At 47.7% G+C, this 21469-nt stretch carries 16 protein-coding genes and 5 tRNA genes; all 21 read left to right on the forward strand.

The features are described from left to right. Positions 1-13 precede the first annotated feature (13 nt). The 21 genes from hflX to rpsG all read left to right on the forward strand — a co-directional run bounded on the left by hflX (position 14) and on the right by rpsG (position 21459). Entirely contained in the window at positions 14-1309 is a 1296-nt protein-coding gene (hflX, locus tag CWI82_RS01710) for a ribosome rescue GTPase HflX (protein ID WP_092857621.1), read from the forward strand. A gap of 50 nt (positions 1310-1359) precedes the next feature. Beyond that, the gene (gene hflK, locus CWI82_RS01715) at positions 1360-2547 is read left to right on the forward strand and encodes an FtsH protease activity modulator HflK (RefSeq protein ID WP_130202464.1); all 1188 of its coding nucleotides are present in this window, start codon (positions 1360-1362) and stop codon (positions 2545-2547) included. Between the two features lie 3 nt (positions 2548-2550). Further along, positions 2551-3435 carry a protease modulator HflC gene (gene hflC, locus CWI82_RS01720; protein ID WP_092857617.1) on the forward strand — a complete coding sequence of 295 codons (885 nt, stop codon included), beginning with the start codon at positions 2551-2553 and terminating at the stop codon, positions 3433-3435. A gap of 140 nt (positions 3436-3575) precedes the next feature. Beyond that, positions 3576-4742, forward strand: a complete 1167-nt coding sequence (locus tag CWI82_RS01725) for an aminotransferase class V-fold PLP-dependent enzyme (protein ID WP_130202465.1) — start codon at positions 3576-3578, stop codon at positions 4740-4742. 76 nt (positions 4743-4818) lie between these two features. Next, on the forward strand, positions 4819-6117 hold the full coding sequence (locus tag CWI82_RS01730; RefSeq protein WP_130202466.1) for an adenylosuccinate synthase: 1299 nt from the start codon (positions 4819-4821) through the stop codon (positions 6115-6117). A gap of 89 nt (positions 6118-6206) precedes the next feature. Further along, positions 6207-6282 (forward strand) — tRNA-Thr (locus CWI82_RS01735). A gap of 17 nt (positions 6283-6299) precedes the next feature. Continuing rightward, positions 6300-6384: transfer RNA gene (locus tag CWI82_RS01740), tRNA-Tyr, on the forward strand. A 66-nt stretch (positions 6385-6450) separates the two neighbouring features. After that, positions 6451-6525 (forward strand) — tRNA-Gly (locus tag CWI82_RS01745). Between the two features lie 15 nt (positions 6526-6540). Next, positions 6541-6616: transfer RNA gene (locus CWI82_RS01750), tRNA-Thr, on the forward strand. A 109-nt stretch (positions 6617-6725) separates the two neighbouring features. Continuing rightward, the gene (gene tuf / locus CWI82_RS01755; protein WP_130202467.1) at positions 6726-7910 is read left to right on the forward strand and encodes an elongation factor Tu; all 1185 of its coding nucleotides are present in this window, start codon (positions 6726-6728) and stop codon (positions 7908-7910) included. 228 nt (positions 7911-8138) lie between these two features. After that, positions 8139-8215 (forward strand) — tRNA-Trp (locus tag CWI82_RS01760). A gap of 110 nt (positions 8216-8325) precedes the next feature. Beyond that, entirely contained in the window at positions 8326-8706 is a 381-nt protein-coding gene (gene secE / locus CWI82_RS01765; RefSeq protein ID WP_092858796.1) for a preprotein translocase subunit SecE, read from the forward strand. A 3-nt stretch (positions 8707-8709) separates the two neighbouring features. Further along, positions 8710-9255, forward strand: coding sequence for a transcription termination/antitermination protein NusG (gene nusG, locus CWI82_RS01770; RefSeq protein WP_092858794.1), 546 nt, complete (start codon positions 8710-8712; stop codon positions 9253-9255). A 220-nt stretch (positions 9256-9475) separates the two neighbouring features. Next, positions 9476-9907, forward strand: a complete 432-nt coding sequence (gene rplK, locus CWI82_RS01775) for a 50S ribosomal protein L11 (RefSeq protein ID WP_092858792.1) — start codon at positions 9476-9478, stop codon at positions 9905-9907. 1 nt (position 9908) lies between these two features. Continuing rightward, positions 9909-10604, forward strand: a complete 696-nt coding sequence (rplA, locus tag CWI82_RS01780) for a 50S ribosomal protein L1 (protein WP_092858790.1) — start codon at positions 9909-9911, stop codon at positions 10602-10604. A 236-nt stretch (positions 10605-10840) separates the two neighbouring features. Then, complete coding sequence (gene rplJ, locus CWI82_RS01785) at positions 10841-11359, forward strand: 50S ribosomal protein L10 (protein WP_092858788.1); 519 nt, start codon at positions 10841-10843, stop codon at positions 11357-11359. Positions 11360-11412: 53 nt separating this feature from the next. Continuing rightward, complete coding sequence (rplL, locus tag CWI82_RS01790; protein ID WP_092858786.1) at positions 11413-11790, forward strand: 50S ribosomal protein L7/L12; 378 nt, start codon at positions 11413-11415, stop codon at positions 11788-11790. Positions 11791-12008: 218 nt separating this feature from the next. After that, positions 12009-16037, forward strand: a complete 4029-nt coding sequence (gene rpoB, locus CWI82_RS01795) for a DNA-directed RNA polymerase subunit beta (RefSeq protein ID WP_092858784.1) — start codon at positions 12009-12011, stop codon at positions 16035-16037. 35 nt (positions 16038-16072) lie between these two features. After that, entirely contained in the window at positions 16073-20311 is a 4239-nt protein-coding gene (gene rpoC, locus CWI82_RS01800; protein ID WP_130202468.1) for a DNA-directed RNA polymerase subunit beta', read from the forward strand. Positions 20312-20537: 226 nt separating this feature from the next. Beyond that, positions 20538-20912, forward strand: a complete 375-nt coding sequence (rpsL, locus tag CWI82_RS01805; protein WP_034777283.1) for a 30S ribosomal protein S12 — start codon at positions 20538-20540, stop codon at positions 20910-20912. Between the two features lie 76 nt (positions 20913-20988). Further along, positions 20989-21459 (forward strand): 30S ribosomal protein S7, encoded by a 471-nt coding sequence (gene rpsG, locus CWI82_RS01810; protein ID WP_055439991.1) that lies wholly within the window; start codon positions 20989-20991, stop codon positions 21457-21459. Positions 21460-21469: the final 10 nt, after the last annotated feature.

Consider the following 21469-nt stretch of genomic DNA (forward strand, 5'->3'; position numbering starts at 1 on the left):
GAGCAGTGATAGCTTGTTTGATAGGTTTGAAAGTGGTGAGCGGGCTATCCTGGTCCACGTTGATTTCCCAGCCGAAATCGATCGTGAAGACCTTTCTGAACTCAAACTATTAGTGTCATCCGCTGGCGTGGAAACGCTCGGCGTGGTGACAGCTTCGCGTAGTACCCCTAGCTCAAGGTTCTTTGTCGGCTCTGGTAAAGCGGAAGAAATTGCCGATCAGGTTAAATTGCTCGACGCCAATATCGTCATATTCAATCATAGTTTAAGCCCAACCCAAGAGCGTAACCTCGAGAAATTGTGTGAGTGTCGCGTGCTCGATCGTACCGGTTTGATCCTTGATATCTTCGCGCAGCGTGCGCGTACTCACGAGGGTAAGCTACAGGTCGAGTTGGCGCAGCTTCGCCATATATCAACCCGTTTGGTCCGTGGTTGGACCCACTTGGAACGCCAAAAAGGTGGTATTGGTTTACGCGGGCCGGGTGAAACTCAGCTAGAAACCGACCGGCGATTAATTCGCGGTCGTATCAAAAATATATTAGGTCGGCTTGAAAAAGTGCAAAAGCAGCGCGAGCAAGGTCGTCGTGCACGCCAGCGCGCGGAGATTCCGACGGTTTCGTTGGTTGGTTATACGAACGCCGGCAAATCCACGCTATTCAATCGGATTACGGAAGCGCAAGTGTACGCCGCCGACCAATTGTTTGCAACGCTCGACCCAACCCTGCGTAAACTTGAGTTGCCCGATGTTGGACCGATTATCCTGGCTGACACGGTAGGTTTTATTCGTCATTTGCCCCACGAGCTTGTCGCTGCATTTAAAGCGACGTTACAAGAGACACAAGAAGCCGATTTATTGCTTCATGTGATTGATGTGGCAGACGAGCGTCAGGCGGAAAATATTCATCAAGTTCAGGAAGTTTTAAACGAAATCGGCGCCGATGAAATCCCGCAGCTGTTGATTTGTAACAAGATTGATAAACTAGCAGACGGTAACGCACGTATAGATACCAATGATGATGGCTTACCAATACGTGTCTGGTTATCGGCGCAAACTGGTCAAGGAATTGATTTGTTACAAGAAGCGCTGGTGCAACGCTTGCGTCCAAGCATGGTTGACGTATCCTTACGAATTCCGCCGTCAATGGGCAAGTTACGTGGTAAGCTGTATGCGATGAAAAGCGTGACCGGTGAAAAAGCCTGTGATGATGGCCAATTGGCGCTGCATGTGCGCATGTCCGCAGTTGATTGGCAGCGCTTAAGTAAGCAAGTCGCCGAAGAGTATGGCGATAGCCTGCAAGGCTTTGTAGAATAGCGACAAGAATTAAAAATTTATTTATAAACTACCCAGAGTTGGAGTAATCAATGGCCTGGAATCAACCGGGAAACGGTAATAACAATGACCGTGATCCATGGAAAAACCAAGGCGGCCGCGATCAAGGTCCGCCTGATTTAGATGAAGCAATTCGTAACTTGCTTGGCAAGTTAGGTCTTGGTGGCAATAAAGGTAACGGTGGTGGCAACAATAAAAGCGGTGGTGGGATTCCATCTCGCGGTATTGGCGTCATTGTCATTCTCGCCGTTGTCATTTGGTTTATTGCGGGCTTCTACACAGTGAAAGAAGCTGAACGTGGCGTGGTCTTGCGCTTCGGCCAATATCACAATCTTGTTGAGTCTGGCCTACACTGGCGGCCATTCCTAGTTGATACCGTCGAAACCGTTGACGTCAGTAACGTTCAGCAGTTCCAGTCGGAAGGCTTCATGCTGACGCAAGACGAAAACGTTGTGCACGTTGAGCTTGACGTTCAGTATCGCATTGTGAATCCGCGTGATTACCTTTATGCGGTTGAAAATGCTGACCGCAGTTTGGCACAGGCAACCGATAGCGCATTGCGTTTTGTCGTGGGGCACACCACCATGGACGAAGTGCTGACAGTTGGTCGTGAAAGCGTACGCCAAAACACCTTAGAACTGCTTGAAAATATCATCGCACCATACCAGTTGGGTATTCAGGTGGTTGACGTCAACTTGCTACCAGCGCGTCCGCCAGAAGCAGTCAAAGACGCATTTGATGATGCGATTGCGGCACAAGAAGATGAGCAACGCTTTATTCGTGAAGCTGAAGCTTATGCACGTGAAATTGAACCGCTCGCACGTGGTCAAGTACGCCGTATTTTGCAAGAAGCTCAGGCTTATCGTGAACAGACCGTGTTAAAAGCTCAGGGTGAAGTGGCACGTTTCGAAGAGTTGCTACCTCAGTACAAAGCTGCGCCGGTTGTCACCCGCGAGCGTTTGTATCTCGAAACCCTTGAGAAGATCTACAGCAACACCGCCAAAGTTATGGTGGATGTTGAAGGTAGCAATAACATGATGTACTTGCCGCTCGATAAAATTCTCGAGAAGCAGCGCGCCACGCAAGAACCAGCGCGTAGCGAAGCGCAGGGCACCAATTCAAGCCCAACACGTAGCTCAACGAGCAATGAACCAAGCAATTCATCACGTTCAAGCAATAGCGTTCGTACCAGCGATCGCTTTAACGATGGTCGGGGGTAAACGATGAAAAACTTTGTAGCTGTATTAGTTATCGTCGCTGTCGTTCTGGGCTTTTCGTCAGTGTTCGTGGTGAAAGAAGGTCAACGCGCTATTGTTGTGCAGTTCGGTAAAGTTCTGCGTGATGCAGATACCGGTGAAGCAACGGTGTACGCCCCCGGTTTGCACTTCAAATTACCATTTATTGAAGATGTAAAACGCCTCGATGCGCGTTTCAAAACACTTGATGGTAATCCGGATCGTTTTGTAACCAGCGAGAAAAAAGACTTAATCGTTGATACCTATGTGAAATGGCGTATCTCTGATTTTGCAACTTACTATCTCTCGACCAATGGTGGTAACCAAGCACAAGCCGAAGCGCTTTTAACCCGTCGTGTTAGCAGTGGTCTTCGTGCTGAATTTGGTAGCCGTACCATCAAAGAAATCGTGTCAGGCGAGCGTGACAACTTAATGCGCGAAGCATTGATTCGCGGCGCTGATAGCGCGCAAGAATTGGGTATTGAAGTGATTGATGTGCGGGTGATGCAAATTAACTTGCCGACCGAAGTTAGTCAGTCAATCTTCCAGCGTATGCGCGCGGAACGTCAAGCCGTGGCGATGGAGCACCGCTCAGAAGGTCGTGAGCAGGCTGAGTTCATTCGTGCCGATGTTGATGCACGCGTAACTGTTATGCTTGCTGATGCGGAGCGTGAATCACGTCAATTGCGTGGTCAAGGTGATGCGGAAGCTGCTGGCATTTATGCCGGTGCATACAGCAAGGATCCTGAGTTTTTCTCTTTCATTCGTAGCTTACAAGCTTACGAAAAGAGCTTCGAAGAGGGTAACGATGTCTTGGTACTTGAGCCAGACAGCGACTTCTTCAAATATCTAAACAAAGCGACTGCGAATTAATAAAAGCAAAAGCGATATTAGCTTTTAGATATTAGCTATTAGATATTGGATATTAGAAACCCGCGGTTGTCCCGCGGGTTTTTTGTGTTTAATCTCAAGCGAATAACGAACGACGAATAACGAACAACGGACAGCAGCTCATGACGTATAAACAGCACTACAGTCGCTACTTTAAAGAACATCCTCAAAGTCTGCATTTTGCGCCGCACAGCCATCACTATTGGCCGGATGTGACACGCGATGCCCAACTGGCTTATTGGGACGATAGTGCGCGTGGCGTAGACCATAAGTGGGATATCGTGTTTGGCGAGCGTGTTCCTGCGGTACAACGATATTTGGCCGCGTTATTGAATCATCCACACCCTGAGCAATTTGTATTCGCGGGTAATACCCATGAGTTGCTGTATCGCGTCATTTCAAGTTTTGCGCCAGACAAACCGTTAAAGATATTAAGCACCGATAGCGAGTTTCATAGCTTCGCAAGGCAAATTCGACGCCTACAAGAGCGTGCTAACGTACAATTTGAAAGCGCTCCAACCGAACCCTATGAGACGTTTGAAGCGCGCTGGCTTGATGCAATTAAACAAGGTTCGTTTGATATCATCTTCACCAGCCAGGTATTTTTCAATTCAGGGGTGGTGGCACCCGATCCTTTAACTTGGCTAGACGAAGTGCCGCAGCAAACTCAGATTATTATCGACGGGTACCATGGTTGTGGTGCTATCCCCACTGACTTATCGACTATCGCTGATCGTGTATTTTACCTCGCCGGTGGCTATAAATATTTGCAGGCTGGGGAAGGGTGCTGTTTCATGGCCGTGCCCAAGGGCTGCCAGTTACGGCCGGAATTTACCGGCTGGTTCGCGGATTTCGCCAATCTTGCCAAACCGCAACAAGCAAGCGTTCAATACGCCGATGACGGCATGCGCTTTGCCGGTGCAACCATGGACTTTTCGGCGGTGTATCGGCTTGAGAGTGTGTTGGAGTGGTGGCATCGAGATGGGCTTAGCGTTGAAACGATGCACGCGTACGTGCAGCGATTACAGCAGGAGTTTCTGGCAATTCTTGATGAGGTGGAACACCCACACATTCATCGTGGCAATTTAATCGTCAATGATTTAGCACATCACGGGCACTTTTTGACGTTTAAGTTAGCCAACGCAACGCTTGTTGAGCAACTTGCTGAGCAACTTAGCAATTGTGGTATCGAAACCGATTATCGCGGCGAACGGTTGCGCTTTGGCTTTGCTATTTATCACGACGTTGCCGACTATCAACAATTAAAAAATGCGTTGAGTCAGAACTGATCGGGCTACCGTCGCCCCTAAATACCTGTTAAAATCGCCGCCTGTTTTTTCAACAGTAACTGCTGGTAGCGAGATCATGGGTAAAAATGTAGTAATTCTAGGTACACAATGGGGTGACGAAGGTAAAGGCAAAATCGTTGATTTGCTTACCGATAAGGCGTCGCTAGTCGTTCGCTATCAAGGCGGACATAACGCTGGCCACACCCTGGTCATAGACGGTGAGAAAACCGTTTTACACTTAATCCCATCTGGTATCTTGCGCGCAAACGTCAAATGCGTGATTGGTAACGGCGTGGTGTTGTCACCTGAAGCCCTGATGACAGAAATCGCGATGCTTGAGCAACGCGGCGTGCCAGTTCGTGATCGTTTGCTTATCAGCGAAGCGTGTCCGTTAATTTTGCCTTACCACATCGCGTTAGACCAAGCGCGTGAAAAAGCCCGCGGCAACAAAGCAATCGGCACCACCGGACGTGGTATCGGCCCTGCATACGAAGATAAAGTTGCGCGTCGTGGCTTACGCGTTGGTGATTTGTTCAACTTTGCGCGATTTGAAGAGAAGTTACGTGAGGTTGTCGAATTCCATAACTTCACGTTGGTGAATTACTACAAAGTTGAACCTGTTAATGTTGATGACGTACTCGCTTACTGTGAAGACGTCGCTAAACAACTTCAAGACATGGTTGCCGATATTCCATCGTTACTTGATGAAACTCGCAAAGCAGGCCAGCACATTATGTTTGAAGGTGCGCAAGGTACGTTGTTGGATATCGACCACGGTACTTATCCGTACGTGACATCGTCTAACACGACCGCAGGTGGTGTCTCGACCGGCGCTGGTTTTGGTCCACGCTACATCGATTACGTGTTGGGTATCGTGAAAGCGTATACCACGCGTGTTGGTAGCGGCCCATTCCCAACTGAACTAGAATGTGAAGTTGGTCAACACTTAGGTGTGAAAGGGCATGAGTTTGGCGCAACAACAGGACGTAAACGTCGTACTGGTTGGTTTGATGCGGTAGCAGCGCGTCGTGCGGTGCAAATTAACTCGGTCAGTGGCTTCTGCTTAACCAAGCTCGATGTGTTAGATGGGCTTGAAGAACTGAAGATTTGTGTTGGCTATAAACTGCCAAATGGCGAGGTGGTTGAATACCCACCAATGGCAGCAGAAGATTATGAAACTGTTGAGCCAGTATATGAAACCATGCCAGGCTGGAATGACAGTACTGTGGGTATCACGCAGCACAAAGATCTGCCGACCGCAGCACTTGCGTATATCAAACGAATTGAAGTTTTAACTGGTGTGCCAGTGGATATTATTTCAACAGGCCCAGACCGCGGTGAGACGATTATTTTGCGCCATCCGTTCGCAAATTAACCAATCGAACCAAGAAAGCTAAAAAAATTGGTATTTACTATTGCATCATCAAAATCGATACAATAGAATGCGCTCCACCTAACCGGGGTGCCGGCATAGCTCAGTTGGTAGAGCAACTGACTTGTAATCAGTAGGTCCCGAGTTCGACTCTTGGTGCCGGCACCATTTTAAAATCTGGTTTTGGAGGGGTTCCCGAGCGGTCAAAGGGATCAGACTGTAAATCTGACGGCTCAGCCTTCGCAGGTTCGAATCCTGCCCCCTCCACCACTTTTTAGCATGGTCATGCGAATGCGGTGAGTCCAGAATGGTTTGAGGTGGCCCGATTCAAGGCATGCGGGTATCGTATAATGGCTATTACCTCAGCCTTCCAAGCTGATGATGTGGGTTCGATTCCCACTACCCGCTCCAAATAATCTGTATTGTGCTGATATAGCTCAGTTGGTAGAGCGCACCCTTGGTAAGGGTGAGGTCGGCGGTTCAAATCCGCCTATCAGCACCACGCATCAGGCCAACTCTTCCCTTGTCTCGCTTATTTCGGCATAATCGCCGGCTAAAGATTTTCAATTGTTGGTGTTAAACCACCGTACGTTGTCCAAAAAGAGGCTGTCATGGCAAAAGAAAAATTTGAACGTTCCAAACCGCACGTTAACGTCGGTACTATCGGCCACGTTGACCACGGTAAAACTACTCTGACCGCTGCGATCACCACAGTATTGGCGAAAACCTACGGTGGTTCAGCACGTGCATTCGATCAAATCGATAACGCACCAGAAGAAAAAGCGCGTGGTATCACCATCGCAACTTCACACGTAGAGTACGACACTCCATCACGTCACTACGCACACGTAGACTGCCCAGGGCACGCTGACTATGTTAAAAACATGATCACCGGTGCAGCGCAAATGGACGGCGCTATCTTGGTAGTAGCTGCAACTGACGGCCCAATGCCACAAACGCGTGAGCACATCTTGTTGTCACGTCAGGTTGGCGTTCCATACATCATCGTGTTCATGAACAAATGTGACATGGTAGACGACGAAGAGTTGTTGGAATTGGTAGAGATGGAAGTTCGTGAACTTCTTTCTGAGTACGACTTCCCAGGCGACGACTTGCCAGTAATCCAAGGTTCAGCATTGAAAGCTTTGGAAGGCGAAGAGAAGTGGGAAAAGAAAATCATCGAATTGGCAGAAGCATTGGATTCATACATTCCAGAGCCAGAGCGTGATATCGATAAGCCGTTCATCATGCCAATCGAAGACGTATTCTCAATCTCAGGCCGTGGTACTGTAGTAACTGGTCGTGTTGAGCGCGGTATCGTTCGCACTGGTGACGAAGTAGAAATCGTAGGTATCCAAGATACCACCAAAACTACTGTAACTGGTGTTGAGATGTTCCGTAAATTGCTTGACGAAGGTCGTGCAGGTGAGAACATCGGCGCATTGTTGCGTGGTACCAAGCGTGACGAGATCCAACGTGGTCAAGTATTGGCGAAGCCAGGTTCAATCACGCCACACACTCAGTTCGAAGCTGAAGTGTACGTATTGACCAAAGAAGAAGGTGGCCGTCATACTCCATTCTTCAAAGGCTACCGTCCACAGTTCTACTTCCGTACAACTGACGTAACTGGTGCAGTACAGTTACCAGAAGGCGTAGAGATGGTTATGCCAGGCGACAACCTGAAGTTCGTAGTAGAACTGATTCACCCAATCGCAATGGACGAAGGTCTTCGTTTCGCGATTCGTGAAGGTGGTCGTACTGTAGGCGCAGGCGTTGTATCTAAGATCATCGCTTAATAGCCTTGGTATCCGTTAACGGATATTGATAAAAGGGGAGCTTCGGCTCCCTTTTTAATTTTTAGAGCAAAAGCGCTACTAGCTATTGGATATTAGATATTAGCGAAAACACGAAAGTCCAAGACCGCTCTTCTAATATCCAATATCGAATAGCTAATATCGCCCTTGTTTTGCATGGTTTGATCGGTATAATACAGCGTCCGTTTCTGTCACATATACAGAACCTGCAGGGGTGTAGTTCCAATTGGTAGAACAGCGGTCTCCAAAACCGACGGTTGGGGGTTCGAATCCCTCCACCCCTGCCACATTCAGCTATTAGCTATTGGATATTAGATATTGGAAAACGCAGATGTACCGCTAATATCCAATATCTAACAGCTAATATCGACGTTGGTTTTAATTACAGGATTGAATAATGAGTGCAAACACCGAAACGCAAAGCAGCTCACTCGACGGCTTAAAATGGATCGTCGCGATTGCACTGCTGGCTGCAGCAGTACTGGGTAACTACTATTACGGTGACCAAGTGTCTGTGCTTTATCGCGCCATTGGCGTGGTACTTCTAGTTGTTATTGCGGGTGTCATTGCAGGTATGACTGGTAAAGGTCGCCAATTCCGCGAATTTGCTAAAGAAAGCCGCAAAGAAACGCGCCGCGTGGTATGGCCATCGCGCCAAGAGGCAACTCAAACAACGTTAATCGTTGTCGTTGCGACCGCAATCGTTTCATTAATTCTGTGGGGCATGGATGCGATTTTAGTACGCATTGTAGGCTTCTTCACCGGACTGGAGTTTTAATCTATGACTGATCAAGTGAAAAAGCGCTGGTACGTGGTTCAAGCATTCTCAGGTTTTGAGAAGCGCGTTGCTGATTCGTTGCGCGAACATATCAAAATGCACGGCATGGAAGATAAGTTCGGTGAAGTACTCGTACCTACCGAAGAAGTTGTCGAAATGAAAGCCGGCAAGCGTGCGAAGAGTGAACGTAAATTCTTCCCTGGCTATGTTCTGGTTGAAATGGCAATGGATGAAGATGCGTGGCACTTAGTGAAAAGCATTCCACGCGTATTAGGTTTCATTGGTGGTACGCAAGAGCGTCCAACGCCAATTACCCAAAAAGAAGCAGATATTATTTTGAACCGTCTGCAAGAATCTGTTGATAAGCCGAAGCCAAAAACGTTGTTTGAGCCAGGCGAAGTGGTTCGTGTTAATGACGGTCCGTTTGCAGATTTCAATGGTACGGTTGAAAGCGTGGATTACGAGAAGAGCCGTTTGACTGTATCGGTTTCTATTTTCGGTCGCGCAACGCCAGTCGAACTCGAGTTCGGCCAGGTGGAAAAAGCTTAATAAATACAAGTGCGATATTGGCTACTAGATATTTGATATTAGCCAAAACACAACTTGAAGCGGTCAGCTAATATCTAATATCAAATAGCTAATAGCTGATCTCTTGCAATGAGGGGCGAATAGGACTATAATTCGCCTCCTTTTTTATATTGGGGAGCCGTTAGAGTAAGTCATCTCTTAGATTTACGAGGCGTTTGACCCACAACCAAGAGGCATAAACATGGCTAAGAAGTTAAAAGCTATCATCAAGTTGCAAGTGGCAGCTGGTGCAGCTAACCCGTCACCACCAGTTGGTCCAGCATTGGGTCAGCACGGTGTGAACATCATGGAATTCTGTAAAGCGTTTAACGCTGCAACTGACCAGCTTGAAAAAGGCGCGCCAGTTCCAGTAGAAATTAGCGTTTTCGAAGATCGTTCATTCACGTTCATCACCAAAACTCCTCCAGCAGCATTCTTGTTGAAGAAAGCAGCCGGTATCAAGAGCGGTTCAGGCCGTCCTAACACTGAAAAAGTGGGTACTGTGACGCGTGCGCAGCTGGAAGAAATTGCGAAGGTTAAAGAGCCAGACTTAACTGCGGCTGACCTTGACGCAGCGGTTCGTACTATTGCCGGCTCAGCTCGTGCAATGGGCCTGAATGTGGAGGGTCTGTAAGATGGCTAAGTTAAGCAAACGTGCACGTCTTATCCGTGAAAAAGTTGAAGCGCGTGATTATGAAATCAACGAAGCAATCAACTTATTAAAAGAATTAGCAACTGCAAAATTCAAAGAAAGCGTTGATGTATCTGTAAACTTGGGTATCGACGCTCGTAAATCTGATCAGAACGTTCGTGGTGCAACTGTACTGCCTAACGGTACTGGTCGTGACGTACGTGTCGCAGTTTTCACTAGCGGTGCTAACGCTGATAAAGCGAAAGAAGCCGGTGCTGACATCGTAGGTATGGAAGACTTAGCTGAACAAGTTAAGAAAGGCGAAATGAACTTTGACGTTGTTATCGCTTCTCCAGACGCTATGCGTGTTGTTGGTATGTTAGGTCAAATCTTAGGCCCACGTGGTCTGATGCCTAACCCGAAAACTGGTACTGTAACTCCTGACGTAGCAACTGCAGTTAAAAACGCAAAAGCTGGTCAGATTCGTTACCGTAACGATAAAGCGGGTATCATCCACGCGACTATCGGTAAAGTTGATTTTGATAACGATAAATTGAAAGAAAACCTTGAAGCGTTGTTGGCTGCTCTGAAAAAAGCGAAGCCTTCTTCAGCAAAAGGTCAATTTATCAAGAAAGTTAGCCTTTCGACCACTATGGGCGCTGGCGTAGCCATCGACCAAGGTTCGTTAAGCGCAAACTAAGGTTTTATGGGTTGGAGCTGTAGCTCCCGTCCAAGACCGCAGGTGTATCGCGGCTGACATCTCGAGAGAGACAATTCAGCGACACTTAATTTCCTGCGCAGATGGTGATATCCGATCCAGACTCTCTGGGTAAGAGATTCACCGTGACAACGTGGTAGATGCAGTAACGGTCTACCTATGTGTAACGATAGGCCCAAAGCTCTTTGAGCGGCGGGCCAAAAAAAGAGGTGATACTAGTGGCACTAGGTTTAGCAGCAAAACAAGCAATCGTTAAAGAAGTTAACGAAGTTGCTTCAAACGCTCTATCCGTCGCTGTTGCTGAGTATCGTGGTATGGAAGTTGCGCACATGACTCAACTTCGCCGTCAAGCTCGTGAGCAAGGCGTGTATCTGAAAGTTATTCGGAACACTCTGGCAAAACGTGCATTTGTTGACACGAAGTTTGAAGACATGGACTCAGCGTTAACAGGTCCTTTGATCTACGGTTTCTCTATCGACGCACCAGGTTCTGCTGCGCGTTTATTCAAAGAGTTTGCCAAAGAGAACAAGCACCTGAAAGTAACTGCACTATCAATTGGCTCAGGCCTGATGGGCGCAGACAAGCTTGACGCTGTTGCATCACTTCCGACTCGCGACGAAGCATTGGCGAAATTGCTCGCAACCTTCAAAGCGCCTGTTAGTAAGTTCGTTCGTACAATTAACGAAGTACCTACTAAATTTGTGCGTGTGTTGTCGGCAATTAAAGACGCTAAATAGAAGCGGTTTTTTTAACCATTTTTTTGTAATTTATAACCCAGGAGTTTAGAGTTATGGCTCTTACTAAAGAAGATATTTTGAACGCGATCGCTGAAATGCCAGTTATGGAATTGGTTGAGTTGATCGAAGCTGCAGAAGAAAAATTCGGTGTTGACGCTTCAGCTGCTGTTGCTGTTGCAGCTGGTCCAGCTGCTGCAGGCGCTGCTGCTGCAGAAGAGAAAACTGAATTTGACGTAGTATTGAAATCTGCTGGCGCTAACAAAGTAGCAGCTATCAAAGCAGTTCGCGGCGCAACTGGTCTTGGCTTGAAAGAAGCGAAAGACATGGTTGAGTCTGCACCTGTTGCTGTTAAAGAAGGCATCAGCAAAGAAGACGCAGAAGCACTTGCTAAAGAATTGACTGAAGCTGGTGCGGAAGTTGAAGTTAAGTAAGTTTAACCACTTACATAACTTGGCCTTTTAGGCCTAGGGCTGGTGGCAATTTTGCTACCAGCCTTTTTGCGCTGTAAAGCATGTATCATTTTTGCCCGTTATTGGGGTGCATGCTCGCGGTGACAAAAACGGGAACGACAAGCTTTAAGTAGTTTGTTTTTAACCATCGACTCCTACTCCGGTGGTTAGGGTCATCAATCAGCTAGCTGAGGAACCCCATGGCGTACTCCTACTCTGAGAAAAAACGTATTCGCAAGGATTTTGGTAAACGCCCTCATGTACTTGAGGTGCCATACCTGCTGTCAATCCAATTAGATTCATTTAAAAAATTCATCGAGCCGGATCCAGAAGGCAATAATGGTCTGGAAGCGGCATTTCGCTCAGTATTTCCAATTACCGCTTATTCAGGTAATTCGGAACTGCAGTACGTGAGCTATCACCTTGGTGAGCCAGTATTTGACGTACAAGAATGTCAAATCCGTGGCATCACTTACGCAGCTCCTTTGCGGGTGAAACTGCGCTTGGTTCTTTTTGATAAAGAAGCAGCGGCAGGCACCGTTAAAGATATCAAAGAGCAAGAAGTTTACATGGGTGAAATCCCATTGATGACCGAGAACGGTACGTTTGTTATTAACGGCACCGAGCGGGTTATCGTATCTCAGTTACACCGTTCACCAGGTGTATTCTTTGATCATGACAAAGGTAAGACGCACTCTTCAGGTAAAGTGTTGTATAACGCACGCGTTATTCCTTACCGTGGTTCGTGGTTGGATTTTGAATTCGACCCGAAAGACAACGTATTCGTACGTATCGACCGTCGTCGTAAATTACCGGCGTCTATTATTCTTCGTGCGCTTGAATATAGCACTGAAGAAATTCTCGATATGTTCTTCGAAACCACGTACTACCAGTTCCGCAATAAAAAAGTATTTATGCAACTGGTACCAGAGCGTTTACGTGGTGAAACTGCGAAATTCGACATCAAAAATGATGATGGCGAAATTATCGTAGAAAAAGGCCGTCGTATTACTGCGCGTCATATCAACCAAATCGCAAGCTTGAATCAGCCAGAAATGGAAGTTCCACTTGAGTACTTGGTAGGTAAAGTTTTAGCGAAAAACTACACCGACAAGAAAACCGGTGAAGTGATTGCTGAAGCGAACGCTGAGTTAACACTTGAGTTACTCGCGAAACTGCGCGAAGCCGGCTTCAAGAAATTTGAAACCTTGTTCGTGAACGACCTTGATCATGGGCCGTACATGAGTGAGACCTTGCGCATCGATTCAACCAACAACCGCTTAGAAGCGTTGGTTGAGATTTATCGTATGATGCGCCCAGGTGAGCCGCCAACCAAAGAAGCGGCTGAAACCTTATTTGACAACTTGTTCTTCAGCGAAGACCGCTATGACTTATCGTCGGTCGGTCGTATGAAGTTCAACCGTCGTTTAGGTCGTGAAGACCTAACTGGCCCAGGCGTATTGACCAAAGAAGATATCGTTGAGGTGATGAAAAAACTCATCGAAATCCGTAACGGTCAAGACGAAGTCGACGATATCGATCACTTAGGTAACCGTCGTATCCGTTCTGTGGGCGAGATGGCTGAGAACCAATTCCGTGTTGGTTTGGTTCGTGTTGAGCGAGCAGTTAAAGAACGCTTAAGCCTCGGCGATTTAGATGGCACCATGCCGCAAGATTTGATTAACGCGAAGCCAATTAGCGCCGCGGTGAAAGAATTCTTCGGTTCAAGCCAGTTGTCGCAGTTTATGGACCAAAACAACCCATTGTCAGAAGTCACGCACAAGCGTCGTATTTCTGCATTAGGTCCAGGTGGTTTGACGCGTGAGCGTGCAGGCTTCGAAGTTCGTGACGTACACCCAACGCACTACGGTCGGGTATGTCCAATCGAAACCCCTGAAGGTCCGAACATCGGTTTGATCAACTCGTTGTCAACGTTCGCACGTACCAACGAATATGGCTTCTTAGAAACGCCATATCGCCGCATTGAAAACGGCGTTGTCACCGATGAAGTCGATTATTTGTCAGCGATTGAAGAAGGTCACTTCGTCATTGCGCAGGCAAACGTTGCCTTGAACGATAAAGGTGAATTGGTTGAAGACTTGGTTCCATGTCGTCACAAAAACGAATTCACATTGATGTCAAAAGAGCAAGTTCAGTACATGGACGTTGCTCCGCAACAGATCGTTTCAATTGCAGCAAGCTTGATTCCGTTCCTTGAACACGATGACGCCAACCGTGCATTGATGGGTTCAAACATGCAACGTCAAGCCGTTCCAACATTACGTGCTGATAAGCCGTTGGTTGGTACTGGTATTGAGCGTACTGTTGCCGTTGACTCGGGTGTAACCGTTGTTGCGAAACGTGGTGGTGTGGTCGACAAAGTTGACGCTAGCCGCATTGTCGTGAAGGTTAACGAAGAAGAAATGATGCCAGGCGAAGCCGGTATCGATATTTATAACCTTGTTAAATACACCCGTTCTAACCAGAACACCTGTATTAACCAGACGCCAACCGTCAATGTTGGTGAGCCGGTAATGCGTGGCGATGTATTGGCTGACGGTCCGTCAACCGATATGGGTGAATTGGCATTGGGTCAAAACTTACGCGTGGCATTCATGCCATGGAATGGTTACAACTTCGAGGACTCGATTCTGATTTCAGAGCGCGTGGTTCAAGAAGATCGTTTAACCACAATCCACATTCAAGAATTAAGCTGTGTGGCGCGTGACACCAAACTAGGTGCTGAAGAAGTTACTGCCGATATTCCAAACGTGGGTGAGTCTGCGCTGAACAAGCTTGACGAAGCCGGTATCGTTTATGTTGGTGCAGAAGTTTCTGGCGGCGACATCTTAGTTGGTAAAGTAACGCCAAAAGGCGAGACTCAATTAACGCCAGAAGAGAAATTGCTGCGTGCAATCTTCGGTGAAAAAGCGTCTGACGTGAAAGATAGCTCACTGCGCGTACCAAACGGCGTGACCGGTACAGTTATCGACGTTCAAGTATTTACCCGTGATGGCGTAGAGAAAGACGCACGTGCTCGCTCAATCGAAGAGATGCAACTGAAGCAGGTTAAGAAAGATTTAGCTGACGAGCTCAAAATCCTTGAAAAAGGTATTTTTGAGCGTGCTCGTAGCTTGTTGTTAGCGAATGGTTTTGATGAATCAAAACTAGCTAGCCTTGAGCAAAGCAAGTGGTTGACGCAAAACTTGAAGAAAGAAGATGCGCAACAACAGCTTGAACAGATTGCACAACAGTACGAAGAAATTCGCGCTGATTTCGACAACAAGTTCGAAAACAAGCGTCGTAAGATCGAGCAAGGTGACGATTTGGCACCTGGCGTACTGAAGATTGTGAAAGTGTACCTTGCGGTTCGTCGCCGTATCCAGCCAGGTGATAAGCTTGCTGGTCGTCACGGTAACAAAGGTGTTATCTCAACCATCGTTCCTGTTGAAGATATGCCGCATGACGAGCACGGCACGCCAGTGGATATCGTATTGAACCCATTGGGCGTTCCATCGCGGATGAACATCGGTCAGATCCTTGAAACTCACTTGGGTATGGCTGCGCGTGGCATTGGTACCAAAATCGAAAATATGATGAAGCGCCAAGCGAAAGTTGCTGAAATGCGTGAATTCTTAGACAAGGTGTACAGCCTAGGTAACACACGTCAAGAAGTTGATATTAACGACTTCAGTGATGACGAAGTACTTCGCCTAGCGGAAAACCTGAAAAAAGGTCTTCCAACTGCGACACCTGTATTCGATGGTGCAGTCGAAAGCGAAATTAAAGAACTACTGAAACTGGCTGATTTACCAGAATCAGGTCAGATCACGTTGTGGGATGGTCGTACCGGTGAGCGTTTTGAGCGTGATGTAACCGTTGGTTATATGTACATGCTGAAACTGAACCACTTGGTTGACGACAAGATGCACGCGCGTTCGACCGGTTCTTACAGCTTGGTTACTCAGCAACCGCTGGGTGGTAAAGCACAGTTTGGTGGTCAGCGCTTCGGTGAGATGGAAGTGTGGGCACTGGAAGCATACGGTGCTGCTTATACGTTGCAGGAAATGTTGACGGTGAAATCGGACGACGTAAACGGTCGTACGAAGATGTACAAAAACATTGTCGACAACGATCTGCGCATGGAAGCAGGTATGCCGGAATCCTTCAATGTACTTCTGAAGGAAATCCGCTCGCTTGGTATCAACATTGAGTTGGACCAAGACTGAGACACCACCGGACGCTATTTGCCAGGAGATAAATCGTGAAAGACTTATTAAAGTTTTTAAAACCGCAAAACCAGACTGAAGAGTTCGATGCGATTCGCATCGGACTTGCTTCTCCGGACATGATCCGCAGCTGGTCTTTCGGTGAAGTGAAAAAGCCAGAAACGATCAACTACCGTACGTTCAAGCCTGAGCGTGACGGGTTGTTCTGTGCGCGCATTTTCGGCCCGGTAAAAGACTACGAGTGCTTGTGTGGTAAATACAAGCGCTTGAAGCACCGTGGTGTAATCTGTGAGAAGTGTGGCGTCGAAGTGACCCTCACCAAAGTGCGCCGTGAGCGCATGGGTCACATCGAATTGGCGAGCCCAGTTGCACACATCTGGTTCTTGAAATCGTTACCAAGCCGTATCGGTTTGATGCTTGATATGACCTTGCGTGATATCGAGCGCGTGTTGTATTTCGAATCATACGTTGTGACTGAAGCAGGTATGACTGACCTTGAACGTGGCCAGATTCTTACCGAAGAAGAATACTTAGACGCATTAGAAGCTCATGGCGACGAGTTCGAAGCCAAGATGGGTGCTGAAGCTGTGTTGTCATTGTTGCAACACATTGATATCGAAGGTGATATCAAGCAATTGCGTGAAGAGCTTCCAGAAACCAATTCAGAAACCAAGCGTAAAAAAATCAGCAAGCGCTTGAAGCTGCTTGAATCATTCCATAACTCAGGCAACAAGCCAGAGTGGATGATCTTGAAAGTGCTTCCAGTACTGCCACCTGATCTACGTCCATTGGTTCCATTGGATGGTGGCCGTTTCGCGACTTCAGATTTGAACGATCTATATCGTCGCGTGATCAACCGTAACAACCGTTTGAAGCGTCTTTTAGACCTAGCAGCTCCTGACATCATCGTGCGTAACGAAAAACGTATGTTGCAAGAAGCTGTGGATGCGTTGTTAGACAACGGTCGTCGCGGTCGTGCTATCACTGGTACCAATAAACGTCCTCTGAAATCTTTGGCTGACATGATCAAAGGTAAGCAGGGTCGTTTCCGTCAAAACTTGTTGGGTAAACGTGTTGACTACTCAGGCCGTTCAGTAATCACTGTTGGTCCTAAACTACGTTTGCACCAGTGTGGTTTGCCGAAGAAAATGGCACTCGAGCTATTCAAACCTTTCATCTACGGTAAGTTAGAAGGTCGTGGCTTAGCTACTACCATCAAAGCTGCTAAGAAGATGGTTGAACGCGAGATTCCAGAAGTTTGGGACGTACTTGACGAAGTTATCAAAGAGCACCCGGTTATGCTCAACCGTGCACCTACGTTGCACCGTTTGGGTATCCAGGCGTTCGAACCGGTACTTATCGAAGGTAAAGCGATTCAGTTGCACCCATTGGTGTGTGCGGCTTATAACGCCGACTTCGACGGTGACCAAATGGCGGTTCACTTACCATTAACGCTTGAAGCGCAGTTAGAAGCGCGCGCGTTGATGATGTCAACCAACAACATTTTGTCACCAGCAAGTGGTGATCCAATTATCGTTCCTTCACAGGACGTTGTATTGGGTCTGTACTACATGACGCGTGAAAAAATTAATGCGAAAGGCGAAGGCATGGCGTTTAAGAACGCTAAAGAAGCCGAGAAAGCATACCGTAACAAGGATGCTGAGCTGCACGCACGCGTTAAAGTACGTATCACTGAAACGTTAACCGACGAAGAAGGTGTCACAACCACCACGACAAAACTGTACGACACCACTGTGGGTCGTGCCATTTTGTCACTGATTCTACCTACTGGCATGCCGTTTGACATGATCAACCAGTCCATGGGTAAGAAGCAGATCGGTCGTTTGTTGAACCGTTCTTATCGTGACTTAGGCTTGAAGCCAACCGTAATTTTTGCTGACCAAATCATGTATACCGGTTTCCACTACGCGATGATCGCGGGTGCGTCAGTTGGTATCGATGACATGGTTATTCCAGACGCTAAGAAAGATATTATCGAAGCGGCGGAAGAAGAAGTTGCTGAAATTCAGGAACAGTTCGAGCAAGGTTTGGTAACAGCCGGCGAGAAATACAACAAAGTTATCGACATTTGGTCAACTGCGAACGAGAAAGTCTCGAAAGCGATGATGGAAAACTTGTCGAAAGAAACTGTGATCAACGCCAAAGGCGAAGAAGAGCAGCAAGATTCTTTCAACTCAGTTTACATGATGGCTGACTCAGGCGCTCGTGGTAGCCCCGCACAGATTCGTCAGTTGGCGGGTATGCGTGGTTTGATGGCGAAGCCAGATGGCTCAATCATCGAAACCCCAATTGTTGCGAACTTCCGTGAAGGTTTGAACGTACTCCAGTACTTCATCTCAACCCACGGTGCGCGTAAAGGTTTGGCCGATACCGCATTGAAGACAGCGAACTCAGGTTACCTGACGCGTCGTTTGGTTGACGTTGCGCAAGACGTTGTAATTGTTGAAGACGACTGTGGCACCGAAGACGGCTTGTATGTGAAGCCGTTAATTGAAGGTGGTGACGTTGTAGAACCATTGCGTGAGCGCGTATTGGGTCGTGTGGTATGTGATGATGTACTGATGCCAGGTAGCGACGATGTTCTGATTCCACGTAACACATTGCTTGATGAAAAAATGTGTGACGTGTTAGAGCAGAACTCGGTTGACCAAGTCAAAGTACGCTCAGTAATCACCTGTGACACTGATTTCGGTGTGTGTGCGAACTGTTACGGTCGTGACCTTGCTCGTGGTCACTTGGTGAACCAAGGTGAAGCGGTTGGTGTTATCGCAGCACAGTCAATCGGTGAACCAGGTACCCAGTTAACGATGCGTACGTTCCACATCGGTGGTGCGGCATCGCGTGACTCTGCAGCCAACAACATTCAAGTGAAGAACAAGGGTACCCTGAAACTTCACAATGCGAAGTTCGTTGAAAACACAGACAATCACCTAGTGATCACCTCACGTTCAACCGAATTGACGTTGATTGATGAGTTCGGTCGTGAGCGCGAGCGTTATAAAGTGCCTTATGGTGCGATTCTGAAGAAAAACGAAGGCGACGCAGTTGATGCGGGCGAAATCGTAGCGAACTGGGATCCACATACGCACCCAATCATCACTGAGGTAGCGGGTCGTCTGAAGTTTGTCGACTTGATCGACGGCGTCACCATGACACGTCAAACCGATGAGCTGACTGGCTTATCAAGCATTGTTGTGCTTGAAACAGGTCAACGTACCAGCGCCGGTAAAGACATGCGTCCTATGGTGAAGTTGGTTGACGCGAAAGGTAAAGACGTAAACATCGCCGGCACCGATATGCCAGCGCAGTACTTCTTGCCAGGTAACGCGATTATCAACCTTGAAGATAACGCTGAAGTTAAAGTGGGTGACACGGTTGCACGTATTCCACAAGAAGGTTCAAAAACACGCGATATTACCGGTGGTCTACCGCGCGTTGCCGACTTGTTCGAAGCACGTCGTCCGAAAGAGCCTGCAATTTTGGCAGAAGTCTCTGGTACCGTTAGCTTTGGTAAAGAAACCAAAGGTAAACGCCGCTTGATCATCACCCCAACGGATGGCGGCGAGCAGTACGAAGAGATGATTCCAAAATATCGTCAGTTGAACATCTTCGAAGGTGAGCAAGTGACCAAAGGTGAAGTTATCGCCGACGGTCCAGAAGCACCACACGATATCTTGCGTTTGCGTGGCGTGAGTGCGCTTGCAAACTACATCGTGAACGAAGTACAAGAAGTTTATCGCTTACAGGGCGTTAAGATTAACGATAAGCACATCGAGACCATCGTGCGTCAGATGCTGCGTAAAGCGATTATCTTGAACCCAGGCGAAACTGAACTGCTTGAAGGCGAAATGATGGAGCTGTCTGAAGTACTTGCTGCCAACGCGAAAGCGGAAGCAGAAGGTAAGATTCCAGCTTCGTATGAGCGTCAGCTGTTAGGTATCACCAAAGCGTCATTGTCGACTGAATCGTTCATTTCTGCCGCATCGTTCCAAGAAACGACGCGCGTATTGACCGAAGCAGCCGTGCAAGGCAAGCAAGACCCATTACGTGGCTTGAAAGAGAACGTTATTGTTGGTCGCTTGATTCCAGCTGGTACTGGTTTCGCTTACCACCGTGAACGTGCGCGCAAGCGTGCTGAAGCGTTGGCAGGTACCGAAGCCCCTCGTTTAACCGCAGAAGAAGCCGAGCAGCAACTTGCTGACGCTTTGAACTTCGGTAACGAAGCGGCCGACAACGGTGACAGCAACGAATAAGCCGTTGCATTCACGAGTAAAAACTCGTTCTAAAGGCCGTTCGCATTAGCGAGCGGCCTTTTTATTTCCGTCGCTTTTCCTTGACAGTCCAATTATTGACCATTAAAATTCGGCCTCCCCATATTTGGGCGATTAGCTCGTGGCTTGTCGACAGCAAGCTTAAAAATAGGGGGAAACTTGGATTTTTCATTCTGTTGAGCGACATCAACATAATCAGGAGTAATGAATGGCAACAGTTAATCAGCTGGTGCGCAAAGGTCGTCAAAAGCCGGTTGTGAAAAGCAACGTTCCGGCACTTGAGGCTTGCCCACAAAAACGCGGCGTATGTACCCGTGTTTACACTACTACCCCGAAGAAGCCAAACTCTGCACTGCGTAAAGTATGCCGTGTACGTTTGACTAACGGCTACGAAGTTTCTTCGTACATTGGTGGTGAAGGTCACAACTTGCAAGAACACTCAGTCGTATTGATTCGCGGCGGTCGTGTAAAAGACTTGCCAGGTGTTCGTTATCACACAGTTCGTGGTGCTCTCGACTGTGCAGGCGTGAATGATCGTCGCCAAGCACGTTCTAAGTACGGCGCGAAACGGCCTAAGTCTTAACGGTTCTCCGTTAGTAAGGCCAAACTGTAATTTATAAGTTTTGGGGAATACCCTGAATTAATCGGAGAATATTGAGATGCCAAGAAGACGCGTCATAGGTCAACGTAAAATCCTTCCGGACCCTAAGTTCGGATCAGAGTTGTTGGCTAAATTTATCAATGTCGTCATGGTTGACGGCAAAAAATCTGTCGCTGAAAAGATCATCTACGGTGCGTTAGATATCCTGGCTGAGAAGTCAGGCAAAGACCACCTTGAAATTTTCGAATCTGCGTTGGACAACGTTCGTCCTACTGTCGAGGTTAAATCTCGTCGTGTTGGTGGTTCTACCTACCAAGTACCAGTAGAAGTACGTCCTGTTCGCCGCAATGCACTGGCTATGCGTTGGTTAGTTGATGCTGCGCGTACTCGGGGTGAAAAATCCATGGCTCAGCGTCTAGCAGGTGAAATGTTAGATGCATCAGAAAGTAAAGGCTCTGCTGTGAAGAAGCGTGAAGACGTCCACCGTATGGCCGAAGCGAACAAAGCGTTCGCACACTATCGCTGGTAAATTCACAGTT

The sequence above is a fragment of the Pseudidiomarina tainanensis genome (assembly GCF_004214835.1).
Lineage (GTDB): Bacteria > Pseudomonadota > Gammaproteobacteria > Enterobacterales > Alteromonadaceae > Pseudidiomarina > Pseudidiomarina tainanensis.

Bases quoted from the DNA above. Each gene is read 5' to 3' on its own strand.
- hflK (WP_130202464.1), top strand. From the start codon at position 1,360: ATGGCCTGGAATCAACCGGGAAACGGTAATAACAATGACCGTGATCCA.
- hflC (WP_092857617.1), top strand. From the start codon at position 2,551: ATGAAAAACTTTGTAGCTGTATTAGTTATCGTCGCTGTCGTTCTGGGC.
- CWI82_RS01725 (WP_130202465.1), top strand. From the start codon at position 3,576: ATGACGTATAAACAGCACTACAGTCGCTACTTTAAAGAACATCCTCAA.
- CWI82_RS01730 (WP_130202466.1), top strand. From the start codon at position 4,819: ATGGGTAAAAATGTAGTAATTCTAGGTACACAATGGGGTGACGAAGGT.
- tuf (WP_130202467.1), top strand. From the start codon at position 6,726: ATGGCAAAAGAAAAATTTGAACGTTCCAAACCGCACGTTAACGTCGGT.
- secE (WP_092858796.1), top strand. From the start codon at position 8,326: ATGAGTGCAAACACCGAAACGCAAAGCAGCTCACTCGACGGCTTAAAA.
- nusG (WP_092858794.1), top strand. From the start codon at position 8,710: ATGACTGATCAAGTGAAAAAGCGCTGGTACGTGGTTCAAGCATTCTCA.
- rplK (WP_092858792.1), top strand. From the start codon at position 9,476: ATGGCTAAGAAGTTAAAAGCTATCATCAAGTTGCAAGTGGCAGCTGGT.
- rplA (WP_092858790.1), top strand. From the start codon at position 9,909: ATGGCTAAGTTAAGCAAACGTGCACGTCTTATCCGTGAAAAAGTTGAA.
- rplL (WP_092858786.1), top strand. From the start codon at position 11,413: ATGGCTCTTACTAAAGAAGATATTTTGAACGCGATCGCTGAAATGCCA.
- rpoB (WP_092858784.1), top strand. From the start codon at position 12,009: ATGGCGTACTCCTACTCTGAGAAAAAACGTATTCGCAAGGATTTTGGT.
- rpsL (WP_034777283.1), top strand. From the start codon at position 20,538: ATGGCAACAGTTAATCAGCTGGTGCGCAAAGGTCGTCAAAAGCCGGTT.
- rpsG (WP_055439991.1), top strand. From the start codon at position 20,989: ATGCCAAGAAGACGCGTCATAGGTCAACGTAAAATCCTTCCGGACCCT.